The 12,372-nt window shown below is 66.9% G+C and carries 11 protein-coding genes; 2 read left to right on the top strand and 9 right to left on the bottom strand.

The features are described 5' to 3' along the window. Positions 1-116: 116 nt before the first annotated feature. Complete coding sequence (locus tag ACFYXB_RS36280) at positions 117-1,037, bottom strand: NmrA family NAD(P)-binding protein (protein WP_389589286.1); 921 nt, start codon at positions 1,035-1,037, stop codon at positions 117-119. Between the two features lie 98 nt (positions 1,038-1,135). Between ACFYXB_RS36280 and ACFYXB_RS36275 the strand changes: the two genes are divergently transcribed. After that, positions 1,136-2,188 carry a GlxA family transcriptional regulator gene (locus ACFYXB_RS36275; RefSeq protein ID WP_389589285.1) on the top strand — a complete coding sequence of 351 codons (1,053 nt, stop codon included), beginning with the start codon at positions 1,136-1,138 and terminating at the stop codon, positions 2,186-2,188. Positions 2,189-2,866: 678 nt separating this feature from the next. On the opposite strand, the gene ACFYXB_RS36270 is transcribed toward ACFYXB_RS36275, so the two are convergent. The 3 genes from ACFYXB_RS36270 to ACFYXB_RS36260 are packed head-to-tail and all read right to left on the bottom strand — an operon-like array spanning position 2,867 to position 5,823. Beyond that, a complete protein-coding gene (locus ACFYXB_RS36270) occupies positions 2,867-3,931 on the bottom strand; it encodes an alpha/beta fold hydrolase (protein WP_389589284.1) in 1,065 nt (354 codons plus the stop codon). A gap of 31 nt (positions 3,932-3,962) precedes the next feature. Next, on the bottom strand, positions 3,963-4,943 hold the full coding sequence (locus ACFYXB_RS36265; RefSeq protein WP_389589283.1) for a zinc-binding dehydrogenase: 981 nt from the start codon (positions 4,941-4,943) through the stop codon (positions 3,963-3,965). A gap of 1 nt (position 4,944) precedes the next feature. Continuing rightward, the gene (locus ACFYXB_RS36260) at positions 4,945-5,823 is read right to left on the bottom strand and encodes a haloalkane dehalogenase (protein WP_389589282.1); all 879 of its coding nucleotides are present in this window, start codon (positions 5,821-5,823) and stop codon (positions 4,945-4,947) included. On the opposite strand from ACFYXB_RS36260, the gene ACFYXB_RS36255 reads away from it, so the two are divergent. After that, complete coding sequence (locus tag ACFYXB_RS36255) at positions 5,822-6,394, top strand: MarR family winged helix-turn-helix transcriptional regulator (protein WP_389589296.1); 573 nt, start codon at positions 5,822-5,824, stop codon at positions 6,392-6,394. The genes ACFYXB_RS36260 and ACFYXB_RS36255 overlap by 2 nt on opposite strands. A gap of 635 nt (positions 6,395-7,029) precedes the next feature. Here ACFYXB_RS36255 and ACFYXB_RS36250 read toward each other — a convergent pair. From ACFYXB_RS36250 to ACFYXB_RS36230, 5 genes are all read right to left on the bottom strand, one after another. Beyond that, positions 7,030-7,266 carry a transposase domain-containing protein gene (locus ACFYXB_RS36250; protein ID WP_389589281.1) on the bottom strand — a complete coding sequence of 79 codons (237 nt, stop codon included), beginning with the start codon at positions 7,264-7,266 and terminating at the stop codon, positions 7,030-7,032. Then, on the bottom strand, positions 7,263-8,072 hold the full coding sequence (locus ACFYXB_RS36245) for a transposase family protein (protein WP_389589280.1): 810 nt from the start codon (positions 8,070-8,072) through the stop codon (positions 7,263-7,265). The genes ACFYXB_RS36250 and ACFYXB_RS36245 overlap by 4 nt, the downstream gene beginning before the upstream one ends. Before the next feature lie 111 nt (positions 8,073-8,183). After that, positions 8,184-8,996 (bottom strand): class I SAM-dependent methyltransferase, encoded by an 813-nt coding sequence (locus ACFYXB_RS36240; RefSeq protein ID WP_389589279.1) that lies wholly within the window; start codon positions 8,994-8,996, stop codon positions 8,184-8,186. 1,862 nt (positions 8,997-10,858) lie between these two features. Further along, complete coding sequence (locus ACFYXB_RS36235) at positions 10,859-11,497, bottom strand: integrase core domain-containing protein (protein WP_389589278.1); 639 nt, start codon at positions 11,495-11,497, stop codon at positions 10,859-10,861. 99 nt (positions 11,498-11,596) lie between these two features. Then, positions 11,597-12,220 (bottom strand): IS3 family transposase, encoded by a 624-nt coding sequence (locus tag ACFYXB_RS36230; protein ID WP_389589277.1) that lies wholly within the window; start codon positions 12,218-12,220, stop codon positions 11,597-11,599. Positions 12,221-12,372 lie beyond the last annotated feature (152 nt).

Raw genomic sequence — 12,372 nt, 5'->3', positions numbered from 1 at the left:
GTGGCGACCTGGGTGAGCCGCAAGCTCGGCCGTGGATTGCGGATCCCGCGGAGGGTGGCGGCTGCCAAGATCTGGCTGGCCGGTGAGGCGTTCTGAACTGGAGCGGACCTTTCCGGCTAGGGCATCAGGGCGGTGATCATTGCTGTCCCGTGGAGCGTCAGCCACTGGTCGAAGGTCAGCAGGCCGCGGTGGAGTTCGCGGGCGGGGGCGAGCTCGGCACCGTACCCGCCGTTGCGGTTGAGGAAGTCGACGGCCTCGGCGAACTCGGCGTGCTGGGATCCTAGGGCGTTGATCGGCACAGGGACGTAAGGGATGTGGCGACCGATGGCCCTGCTCAGCGCCTGTGCGATCTGGACGGGAGTCAGCGCGTCGCCGACGATGTCGAGGGCGAGGCCGAGATAGGTGTCGGGGTCGTCGAAAGCCATGGCGGCGAAGGCGCCGATGTCCTGTAGGGCCACGAGCTGCTCGGGGACGTCGGCCGCGAGCGGGGTGGCCAGCGTGCCGGAGCCAAGACCGAACGCAGGGTCGGCGTAGTTCTCCATGAACGACACCGGCCGCAGGATCGTCGCCGGTGCGCCGATACGGCGGATGTGCTCCTCGATCCGCAGCTTGGGTTCGAACGCCCGGACGCCCTCGCTGCGCTCGGCGCCGGCCACCGAGGCGAAGACCAGATGGGCGGCTCCCGCCGCCAGGGCGACGTCGGCGATGTCCCGACCCCAGGCGATCTCGGTGTCGTATCGCACCGGTACGGCGCCCAGCGTCCCGGGCTGGACGCTGAACACTCCGTGGACACCATCAACGGCGGCCTTGAGGGACGCGCGGTCCCCCGGGTGCCCGACGGCGAGCTGTACGCCCGCTTCGGCCAGGGCTGCGGCCGACCGAGAGGACGAGGACCGCGTGAGCGCCCGTACGGTCCAGCCGTTCGCGAGGAGCCGCGCCGTCACCGCCCCGCCCTGCCTTCCGGTCGCCCCCGTGACCAGGATGACCTTGTCACCTCGCTGCAGGTCCTGCTGCTCTCCCATGATGCGCCCTCTCATGTCGCTCCTTGCCACCGCGTCGAGTCTGGAGTGGACCCGGAGAAGGCAACAGTGGCCGTCTGGCCCGCAATCACGGGTTTCGTGCCACGATGTGCGCCATGGGTTTTCGTCGGATCGCGGCGTACGCGCCAAGCGGGGTCACCGCGCTCGGGCTGGGCATCGTGAACGGGGTGTTCAGCCGGTATCCGGACAGGCCGGCGTTCCAGACGGTGATCTGCGCCGAGCGGCCTGGCGACCTCCGTACCGACCTCGGCCTCACCCTGCGAGTGGACCACGGCCCAGAGGCGCTCGCGGGCGCCGACCTGGTACTGGTGCTGCCCGGCGACGGATTCCGCGCCCAACCTGCCGAGGAGGTCCTGGATGCTCTGCGCAGCGCGAGGGCTGAGGGCAGTGTCGTCGCCGGCCACTGCACCGGAGTGTTCCTGCTGGCCGCGGCCGGGCTGCTGGACGGTCTCGAGGCGACGACACACTGGCAGTACGCCGACGAACTCGCGGCCCGGCACCCGTCAGTGACGGTACGAGCGGACGCGCTCTACATCGACCATGGAGGCGTGGCCACCGGAGCGGGCGCCACGGCCGGTCTCGACCTGTGCCTGCACCTGCTCCGGCGGGAGCACGGCGCCGCACTCGCGAACCGGATCGCCAGAGACCTCATCACCCCACCCCATCGCAGCGGAGGCCAGGCCCAGTACATCAGTGCGCCCATACCCGACAACGGCGACGACCAGCGACTCGCCGATGCCATCGCCTGGGCCCGGGAAAATCTGCACCGCCGAATTCCCGTCGAGGAACTGGCCGCCCAGGCCCTGATGAGCCGCCGCAGCTTCGCCCGCCACTTCAAGGCCGCCACCGGCGCAAGCCCGCACGCCTGGCTGCTGGCCCAGCGCCTCGACCTCGCCGAACAACTCCTCGAAACGACCGACCTACCGATCGAGGAGATCGCCCACCGGATCGGATACAGCACCGCGACCGTCTTCCGCGAACAGTTCACCCTGCACCGCGGCGTCGCCCCCCGCGCCTACCGCCGCACCTTTACGCACCACCTCACCACCCCCGGAACCTGCCTCCAGCCCAACGAGGGGCAAACACGACCGCCGCTACCGGGCCTGCTGGCCGCGGTGGCCATGAGCGACCCCACCCGGACGGCTTGAGGCGGTCCGGTTGTGAAGGGACGGCTTCAGCAGGGTCCGCCGACATCGTGGGGACGCGTGGTGGGGCCGTTTCAGACCATCACTGATCTTCGCAAATCGGGTCCAGTTCGGGCCGCCGCCATGATGGGGCCGGATGACGATGTCATGGTCACTCCGGGACGGCACAGGTGGCCTCGACGGCCGCCCCAAAGGCATCGAGCGCATCGCGGCGACCTTGTGATCACCGTCGAGTTCGTGGAGGCACCCTCACCGGACTCAGCTCGGCCCCGAGCGCCGGCATGATCCGGCGGCCAGGCTCTGGCAGTGGCGCTTCGTCAGGTTCCGGCTCTGCTTGTGGTGACGGGTCTGCCGCAGGTGGTGTGGGTGCCGGTCCAGCGCCGCAGCAGGTTCCGGAGGGCGTGGAGGACCCGGTAGAGGGGGCAGGCCCACGACGGAACCGAGGTCCGCCTGGCCGGACGGGCCTGGCCGTACGCTCATCGAGCCGCCCGCACTCCAGCTGTTCGGTGCACGCCGGCAGGACTTTTTGACCCGCTCTTCGGGGGAAGAGAGCGGTGCCATCTCCACCGGTGAGGAACTCCGGTGTGCGAGAGTCCGACTCTCCAGCCGCCTGCCTGGGGTGAGCTCCAGTGCCGAGGCGCCGTGTTCGGTCGGCGTGGACTTTGCGGTAACTGCTTGTTCCTACTTGGATGGGGGTGGAGTACCGAGGGCGCGGTTGGCCCAGTTGATGATGGTGCAGTAGGCCATTTCGGCGTTGCGGTGCAGGTTGATCGCGTGGCCGGCACGGGGGATGACGACCGCGTCCACGGGGGAATGGGGGTAGAAGGGTTGCTCGGCCGCGGCGAGGGTTGCCGCCGAGGAGCAGTCGGTGGCGTCGGGTGCGCAGGCGAGCTTGTCGTCGGCTCCGTCTGCGATCAGGATCGGCAGTCTGAGCAGCGCGGTCACGCCCGGCGCGTCGGCGTCGCCGATGGTGGAGAGCTCACCGAGGGTGTTGGTCTCTTTCGTCGCGATGTCGAGCGCGATGACCCGCGGGTCTGCGTCGGCCACGTTGTACATGAACTCGGGACGTTGCGCATCCTGGACCGTTGCGTAACCGTTGTCACCGGGTGGTACCTCTGCGGCCAGTCGCGGCACCTGGCCGACCGGCTGGCCGAGTTGTGCCAGGTTCTGCTGGGCGCTGACCGAGACGGTGTGCGCATTGCCGGTCAGAACCAGGGCGTCCACATCCCGGTAGGCCGAGGCCTCCAGCTTGGCGATCTCCGAGCCGTACGAGTGGCCGACAAGCATCACCGTGCCAAAGGCGCGCCCGGCGATCGCGCCGCCGCGAAGTGCGGCGACCACCTGGTGGATCGTGTACGCGTTGGACTCCAGGGTCACTTCGGCGCTCGCCGGGTGGGAGCTACGCCCGATGCCGATGCGGTCGAGGTTGAACGTCCCGTAGCCCGCCCGGTTCGCCTGGCGGACGTAGGAGTACTGACTGGACCGGAACGGGAAGTCCCAGTACAGGTGGCTGTAGTTCAGACCTGATACCAGCACCTGTACCGTGGCGGCCGGCCGGTGCTCGGGAGTGCAGAGCTGCCCCCAGACCCGGTACCGGGCCGGCTGACCCTGGGCGATCGACACGGGTATCGCGATGTCCCGGCAGTGCGCGGGGGGTTCCGACGCGATGGCCCTGGCCGAGAAGCTGGTCAGCAGACTGACCATCAGGCCGGCTGCGGTGGTCGCGCGCGCAATGCGGTGGAGCACGTCGTTCCTCTCTGACGAGGGTGTGGTGAGGTCACGGTCGTAGGACCGTCTTTCCCGTGGTTGCGCGGGATTGCAGGGCGACATGGGCGGCGGCGGCGTCCGCCAGGGCGAACCGCCGGCCTATCAACGGGATGAGCCGCCTACTGCTCACCGCTTCCAAGGCGCTGAGTTCCAACGTCCGTATGCCACCTGGGCGTTGGAGGATCCGAGCGCCGACGGCGGAGCCGGCACTGATGCCTCGGCCGAACAGGTCACCGGCCGACAGTTCGGTCAGGGACCCCGATGACGAACCGAACATCACCAGGCGTCCGGCCACACCGAGCAGCTCCAGCGCGCCCCGGCCGATCGCGCCGCCGACCCCGTCGAGGGCCAACGTCACCGGCCTGTCCGCCAACGCCTCGCGCACCGCGTCGGGCCAGTCCGATCGGCTGTAGTCAACGGCGTGGTCGGCGCCGGTCCTGTCGACGAGCGCGACCTTGTTGGGCCCACCCGCAACACCGACGACTGTGGCGCCGACGGCATGCGCCGCCTGGACCAGGAGGGTCCCAATGCCCCCAGCGGCGGCGGTGATCAGGACCACGTCGTCGGCGGTCGGCGCGGCGAGTTCGAGAATCGCCATCGCCGTCCGGCCGGTGCCGACCATCGCCACAGCGGAGTCGGCGTCGACATCGTCGGGGATGACATGGATGGACGCCACCTGTGCCGGCGCGAGTTCCGCGTACCCGCCGCCGGTCGGACCGAGATCGGCGACTACACGTTGACCGATGAGGTTCGTTTCGACGTCGGAGCCGACCTCGTCGATGACTCCGGCGACCTCACGGCCCGGGGTCATCGGCAGGCGGGAGGCCGCCCGCGGCCCGCCTCCCCCTTGACGGATCACGGTGTCCAGCAGGTGTACGCCTGCCGACTCGACCCGGATACGTACCTCTCCACAGCCAGGGTGGGGGTCGGGCACCTCTTCCAGACGGAGTACCTCCGGGCCGCCGAACGCGAATTGCCGGATCGCTCGCATCTCATCCCTCGCCGTCGGACAGCAGGCGGTGCTTGGCCAGCCATGTGACGAGAGACGCGGTGATGGCCTCGGGCTGGTCCTCGGGGGTGTGATGGCCGGCGAGCCCGTGTGACACCGTCTCCAGACTCGACACGTGGGCAGCGCACCAGTCGATGATCTCCGGGCCCATCATCGTGCCCGGGCCGGATTCGAAGGTGAGGAGGAGTTTGGGCACGTCGGTGCTGGCCGCCAACCACTCGTCGTAGGCGCTGATTCTGGCGACGACATCGGCGGGTTCCCCGTCCAACGGCATCGCCCGCGGCCATTGGAGCAACGGCACACGGCTCTGCCTGGTCGGGTACGGCCGGCGATAGACGTCGAGGTCCTCCGCACTCAGCCCGCGGGCCACGGTGTTCGGCAACGCCTTCTCGACGAAGGTGTTCTGATCCAGCACCATGGCCTCACCCGTGCCGGACGTCCGCATCGACTGGAACAGCGGGCGGGCGCCGGCGGGAAACTCCTCCCAGGACATCGGTTTCACGATCGTCTCCGTGAACGCGATGCCCCGTACCCGTCCGGGATGCCGGGCTGCCCAGTCGAAGGCGAGGGCTCCTCCCCAGTCGTGGCCGATCAGCACGACCTGGTCGAGGTCGAGGGCGTCGAACCAGGCGTCGAGGTAGCGGGCGTGATCGTCGAAGGTGTAGGCGATGTCGGGCTTGCCCGAGTCGCCCATGCCGATCAGGTCGGGCGCCAGGCACCGGCCGGACTCGGCGACGGTCGGCACAATGTGCCGCCACAGATACGACGATGTGGGATTGCCGTGCAGGAAAATCATCGGCACCGTCCCGGTGCCGGCCTCCCGGTAGAAGATCGTGGAGTGCAGGACATCTGCGGTGGGCATGGTGAACCTCTCTGCGGATGACATACTAGACAGGTACCTGACCATCATGGGAACTAGACAGGTGGCTGTCAATATGACTCGGGAGTCGTCCGGCGATCGACTGCGGTTCGCCCTCTTGCTGCGCCTGCTCCACCGCGAATACGCCGTCGGTATCGAGGCGGCCCTTGACGAGGCAGGCTTCGGCGACATCCGGTCGGGGGACGCGAAGGTGTTCCCGTTCGTCCCACCGGAGGGAATCCAGGTCCGTGACCTCGCGATCCGCGCGGGCGTGCGCAAACAGACCATGGCGCAGTCGGTCGACCAGCTGGAGAAGGCCGGTTATCTGGAACGCCGCCCGAATCCTCGGGACGGCCGGTCCCGGCTGGTGGTGCTAACCGAACGGGGAAGGGCGGTGCAGCCGGTGGCGGCCGGCGCCGGGGACCGCATCGAAGAGCGGTGGGCCGAACTGACCAGTCCCGAGGAGTTCGAGACTCTCCACGCCCTCCTGCACCGCCTGTTGGACCGGATCGGCCAGGCGGACCGTGATGCGGCCGATCGGTTGACATCGATCGACGAGAGTCACCTCGATTGACCGGTGGCAACGACCGTGGTACGAGCCGACCTGCTCAAGAACGTGATGACCGGCCGGCTCGGCAACGGGACGGCATCGGCAGCCGGCAGCGGACCCGATGGTACGGAGAGGCGCGTCGGCCCGTCGTCCTGGGACGGAGTTTCTCGGGTTGTGTACCGCCCAGATGTGCTTGATCCGGTCGCCTGCGATGTGGAATGCGCACACCGTCACCGTGACGCCGTCTTCCTGGGCGACCAGGCCGGGCCGGCCGTTGACCGTGCTTTCCAGGATTGTCAGGCCAGATGCCACGCGGGCGATATCGACGCAGGCGCGCGACCTGTTCGCCGCCCCGGATCGGTCGGAGGCGGGCGCCGGCAAGGCCGCCGCTGTCGGCGATCGCCGTGGCGCCGGGGTCGAGCAGGCCGATGAGGGCATCGATGTCCTTGGCTTCCCACGCCGCCTTGAAGTCCCTGACGATGCCGGCCTGCTGGGCTGTCGGGGTCGCGGGAGCCTGCGCCGCGCGATTGCGGCGGCGGGCCGACGAGGCCGGCTGGCGGCATGCCGCCGGGGTACGGCCGACGATCTCGGCGGAGGACGCGTTCCAGGCCGAGGTGGAACTGGGTGAGCAGGCCGTGTATCCGGTTGGAGATGCGAGTTCACACCAGTCCGGCGCCCAGATGCTCGAACAGCCCGAGCGCGAGCACGAAGTACACCCCGACGCGAGAAGGGAGGCTCCGAAGTCGTCGCTCGCAAGCCCCGCTCTCGTCCAGTACCGCATCCACCAACTCGGGCGGGATGACCTGCGTTAACTCACCGATATGACCAGGCGCGAACACGTCATCGGTTCCGCCCGTGACAGACTGAGCCACTGACGTTTTCTCAGCGTTGATCATTTCCAGACGCCGTTGAGGACGAGGGCGGCTCGGGCGATGTCGCCGATCCGGCTGGGGCTGAGGGTGACGTGTTGCAGGGTTCGCCACCGTTGTTTGAGTTCGGCTGCGGCGCGTTCGCCGAGGGCGCGGATGCCTCTGATCAGGTTGTTGGTGGTGCGCGTGTCCGCGTGCAGGGTCTGCTCGGACCGGCCTTTCGGGCGCCGGACCGGGACGAGGATGCCGATCCCCGCGCCGATGTAGCCCTTGTCGGCGAGGGTGGGCAGGCCGTCGGCGGCTGCCCTGTACAGCGCGGGCAGTGCGTGGATGCGTGCGGCGGTGATGTCGGGGGTGGAGCCGGGCTCGACGTCGGAGACCCACAGCGGGGTGCCGTCCGGGGCGGACAGGAACTGCACGTTGCCGCCGAAGGCCTTGTGTTTCTGGCTGAACCACAGGTCGTTGCCGTTGTCGCGGACCCCGGCGAGGCGGTCGGACTCGATCAGTGTGCCGTCGAGTATCACGTGGGTCATGCCCTCGCGTCGGCAGCGGTCCAGGATCTGGTGCAGGTCCGGAGCCTGGTCGGCGAGGACGTCGATGCTTTCGTGGAGGTAGCGGTAGCCGGTGGCCTGGGAGACGCCGGCGTCTCGGGCCAGGCAGTGTACGCAGCCCCGCTCGCGGAACCAGCGCAGGACCAGCACGGCCTGGCGGAACGGGCCGAGCGCGCGGCTGCCGCGCGGGGTGCCGATGCCCCGTCGGTGTGCGGCCAGCAGCCGGGACAGGTACTCCACGACGTGGCGCGGGACGTCGAGCGTGGCAGCATAGGTGACCAAGGTGGGGCCTCTGGCTCAGCAGACGATCTTGTGAGAGAGGCCTGTCCTACCAGGGCTTCACGTGTGTCCGAGCACGGGCCCGCATACCCGATCCGCGCTGGATCGAGTGGTTCAAGTCTTCTCGGCGCGGATCGAGTAGGTGAGGGGGATGCGCGGAGCGCCCTCAGGATGCCGGTAGATGTCGCCGTCGTGGCGCTCAAGCGACTGGCGTTGGAGGTAGAAGGTGTGGTCGTGCTCGTGGAGGAACCGGATCCGTAGCCCAGCTCCGGCGATCGCCGAGACAACGGTCGACAGACTGTGCCGCCACTCGACGGTCTCGTCGTGCTCGGTCATTGCCGCCTCGTCGGCGTAGGTGCCAGGGCCTCCCGAGGCTTCCGGACCTTCATCGAAGTAGTCGTGCGTGACCGTGCTTGCGGTCTCGTCGTCGAGGACGAAGCTGAAGGGATGGAACTCCGCAAGGTACAGGTACCCGGCGGGAGCGAGTAGTTCAGCGACCGCCGACGCCCAGCGGCTGATGTCGGGAAGCCAGTTCAGCGCCCCGAAGCTGGCGTAGACAATGTCGAAGGTCTCCCCCTCGACCGCCGCGACCGCGTCGTAGACGTCCGCGGTCAGGAAGCGTGCGTCGATGCCGAGTTCGGTCGCGAGTCGTGAAGCCGCTTTGATCGCGGGTGGAGAGAAGTCCAGCCCGGTGACTTGTGCTCCTCGTGCCGCCCACGACAGCGTGTCCCGGCCGAAGTGGCATTGCAGATGGATCAGGCGCTTGCCCCTGACATCCCCCACCTCGGCTGTCTCGAAGTCCTTCAGCGAATCGGGCCGGGCGCGGAACCCCTCCATGTCGTAGAGAGCCGCGCGCAGATGAATGGGCACCCGCTCGTCCCAGTACGCCTTGTTCAACTCCCGCCAGCGCCCTGCCAGGTCAGCCATGAATCCGGACGATACACGGAGGTGGACTGGCGCACTACGCTGCCGGACTTGCCACCCAATTCGGTGGCCACAAGCAGCTCGAACGGCTCTCGAAATCCGACTCCGGATGCACGTGCGGGGACAGCTCCGCCAACGCACGGTTGATCCTCCGCGCCCGCTGCGCGGCACGTGTGGGCTCTCGGCGAGCGACTGCCGCCGAGCTCCAGCAGCGATGACCTGTCGGTGTGCCACTGACAAAGACCCACCCCCGCACGTCACGCTCGGCTCCAGCCGCATCGGCGGCATCGCCCGCACTGCATGTTCTCAACGGAATCTGAAAGTGATCATCGCTGAGAAAACCTCACTGCCCGAAGGATATCTGCGACGGCTACGGCCAATTCACCAGCGGCAGCGCAGGCACCACGACCCCGACCACCGTTTCGTATGTATCAATCGGAAAAAACTTCTCCTTCAACGAATCCGACCCAAACACATCGAAGCTTCAGTCGCTGTACCACAAGTACCACGGAGACATGCGGCCCCTATCCGTCCTGGACGGTTCACAGTACCCGAAGGCTCTCGAAGACTCCTACCAGGACTTGGAGACCTGGAAATTCATTTGCGGCCAGCACAAGGAACTCTGCGCAAATGGATTCGGCACTGCGGTAAACCAGGCGTTTAGCGGGATGCAAAAGGCGATCGAGAAGAGCGATGGAGGATGGCGGTGCTGGCTTCTCGGGTCCTGCGGCTCGGGTGTGCACCTTAGTGCCGTATATTACATCCCTTCATCGAGTGAGTCGCCGTATCTCTACAGGGGTGTGTGGCCAGCACACGACGGGTACGCAGATGCCCTGAAGGGAGCTGCGAACCCGAGGGATCCGGAGAGCGAGCTCACCATCGAGGAACACAACGCTGGATACCCGGCTGAACCTACAAGGTTCACGTCCTGGACCACGGACGCTAATCTCGCAAGTGCTCGCGCACTGGATGGAGTTGTCCTGCGCATAGCGAACGAAGACGGTGAAGGTTACACTCGTGTAGGATCTCCCGATTACTTCGGGGAGAGCGAAGTCGGCATTGAGGGGCAAGTCGCAGGGGGCTGACGTCTTCCCGCCCAACGCCATTCCGCCGGAGATTCCCTGATGAAACAACCGAGTGACAGAATAGGGCGAGAACAGCTTCTTATGCTGTTCGAGAATATCGCCACGAGTGACGATGATCTTCGTGACTGGATTGGGCTCCTCAAGACGAACGAGATCGAATCACTAGCGCTGCGCCCGGTACCATCATCGCATATGTTGCGAATCCTGAGGCCGCGTGTAGAGCACGCCAAGAGGGCAAACCTGGGGCTAGCCGCCGGACTGGAACGGGCAGTTGCGTCAATTGAGAACAGCCCAGAGCAAGATTTTCTTGGCTTGCTGTATACGTCTGAGAGAACCTCGCATACGTATATGGCGTGGACCAGGAAAGACGCCAGCAGTATTGTGGCCTACTTTGTCAGCAGGCCCGAACAGCGTACGTGAATCGAGACAGCCAGTGCGTGCTGGGAGTGTCGCCTGCACTCCCAGCACGCACTGGTTTCCAGGGTTATCGAACTTGATGGGGGATCAGCCCACGGCCGTTCCAAGATCAGTCACGGCAGCCGTAAGTCGTGATCTTGTGTAAGCATTCATCCTGGATCCATCGATCGGTGATGGGCTGTGGCAGAGGCTTACGCAGAGAGGTGCCCGCTGAGCTGACTCTATGAGGGCCGAGCCCCCTTCCCTGCACAGCCCGGTGGATTCTGGTTCCGGGTCCCATACGTGCTCGGAAAGGAGGCCCTCAATGTCGGTCTACGTCGGCATCGACGTGCACCGCAAGCGCTCGCAGATCGCGGTCGTTGATCACGATGGTGCGGTGCAGGTGAATCGGAACGTGCCCAACGGGGTCGAGAAGGTGCTCTCGGTGATCGAGGATCTTCCGATCGGAGCCCCGGTGGCCTTCGAGGCCCATACCGCTTCAAAATGGCTGCAAGCTTTTGACCTGCAACGATGCCGGTTGATCACCCTGCTTGGCGGTACTCGTTGATGAGGCCGGTGACGGCTTGTCGGCGTTCGATCCGGCTGGTGGGGGAAGGGGATGACGTTCGGGTCGTCGAGTGGCGCCAACTGATCTCGGCCTTGGTGGGGCCGATGCCCGTTGAAGTGGCGGGCGTACGCATGGAGAATCTTCTCGGCGTGGCCGCGGTCGTAGATCAACAGTCGGTCGGTGCACTCCTCGCGCACTGATCGCACGAAGCGTTCGGCGTGCGGGTTGCAGTTGGGACTGCGCGGGGGGATCTTGACCACGGCGATGCCCTCGCTTGCGAAGACGGCGTCGAATGCGGCCGTGAACTTCGCATCCCGGTCGCGGATGAGGTAGGTGAAGTCGGCTGCGCGGTTGCCGAGTTGCCAGAGCAACTGCCGCGCCTGCTGGGTGGCCCAGGCGGCGGTGGGGTGGGCGGTGACGCCGAGGATGTGGACTGTGCGGGTGCGGACCTCCATGACGAACAGGGCGTACAGCCGCTGGAGGCCGACGGTGTCCACATGGAAGAGGTCGGTGGCGAGCAGGCCGCTGGCCTGGGCTTTGAGGAACGCTGTCCATTAACCGCGCGCCGGTTGTCGGCGGGGCGCGGGGCCGTGGCCGGCTTGCCGGAGCACGCGGCGGACGGTGGCCGGGCTGACCTTGTGTCCGAGTCGGCGGAGTTCGCCGTGCACGCGCCGGAAGCCCCATCGGCCGTTCTCGGCGCCGAGTCGGATGATGAGGACGCGAAGTTCGTCGGGTATCGGTGGCCGTCCTGGCGAGGGCGGCTGGGTCCACTTCTGCTGTACCAGCCGCTGGTGCCAGGCGAGGAGGGTGCGTGGTGAGACGATGCGCCGGCCGCGCAGTGCTCGGGGCAGCAGTCTGGCGAGGGCGGCGAGCAGTGCGCGGTCCGGCCAGGTTGGCTTGGGTGTGGCGAATTGGCGGCGCAGGACGGCGACCTCGTGCCGCAGGATGAGTAGCTCGGCGTCCTTGGTGGCCGAGGATCGGCACAACAGTGCGAGCCAGGCGAAGAGCCGCGTGGTGAAGAGATAGATCATCCGTACGGGCACGAGCACTGATCGTGTCAGACCGCGCGGACATAAGCCGAGGTCAGGCTCGGTGAAGGGGTTTTGAAGCGGTACGGGCGCGCGGGCGGTGCGGTGGAACAGCGGTTTGCCGGTGCAGCGCAGCAAGGCGAGGCCCACTCAGTCCATTGTGCGGCGAAAACATCGATTACTCAGATATTCGTCAATCCGATTCGACCCCGCTTCGACCCGCACTCTTAACAGGGCACACGATCAAGTCGCTGACCTGCGTAAACGAGGTTCTCAGAGATCAAAAGTCGCAAACCTGGCGG

The organism is Streptomyces sp. NPDC002619 (assembly GCF_042889305.1).
Taxonomy (GTDB): Bacteria; Actinomycetota; Actinomycetes; order Streptomycetales; family Streptomycetaceae; genus Streptomyces.
The sequence above is the reverse complement of the archived record's forward strand: the minus strand, read 5'-3'. Positions and strand labels throughout refer to the sequence as shown.

Coding starts and splice junctions, on each gene's coding strand:
- ACFYXB_RS36280 (WP_389589286.1), bottom strand. CDS start 1,037: ATGAGAGGGCGCATCATGGGAGAGCAGCAGGACCTGCAGCGAGGTGAC.
- ACFYXB_RS36275 (WP_389589285.1), top strand. CDS start 1,136: ATGGGTTTTCGTCGGATCGCGGCGTACGCGCCAAGCGGGGTCACCGCG.
- ACFYXB_RS36265 (WP_389589283.1), bottom strand. CDS start 4,943: ATGCGAGCGATCCGGCAATTCGCGTTCGGCGGCCCGGAGGTACTCCGT.
- ACFYXB_RS36255 (WP_389589296.1), top strand. CDS start 5,822: ATGGTGAACCTCTCTGCGGATGACATACTAGACAGGTACCTGACCATC.
- ACFYXB_RS36260 (WP_389589282.1), bottom strand. CDS start 5,823: ATGCCCACCGCAGATGTCCTGCACTCCACGATCTTCTACCGGGAGGCC.
- ACFYXB_RS36250 (WP_389589281.1), bottom strand. CDS start 7,266: ATGATCAACGCTGAGAAAACGTCAGTGGCTCAGTCTGTCACGGGCGGA.
- ACFYXB_RS36240 (WP_389589279.1), bottom strand. CDS start 8,996: ATGGCTGACCTGGCAGGGCGCTGGCGGGAGTTGAACAAGGCGTACTGG.
- ACFYXB_RS36235 (WP_389589278.1), bottom strand. CDS start 11,497: ATGGAGGTCCGCACCCGCACAGTCCACATCCTCGGCGTCACCGCCCAC.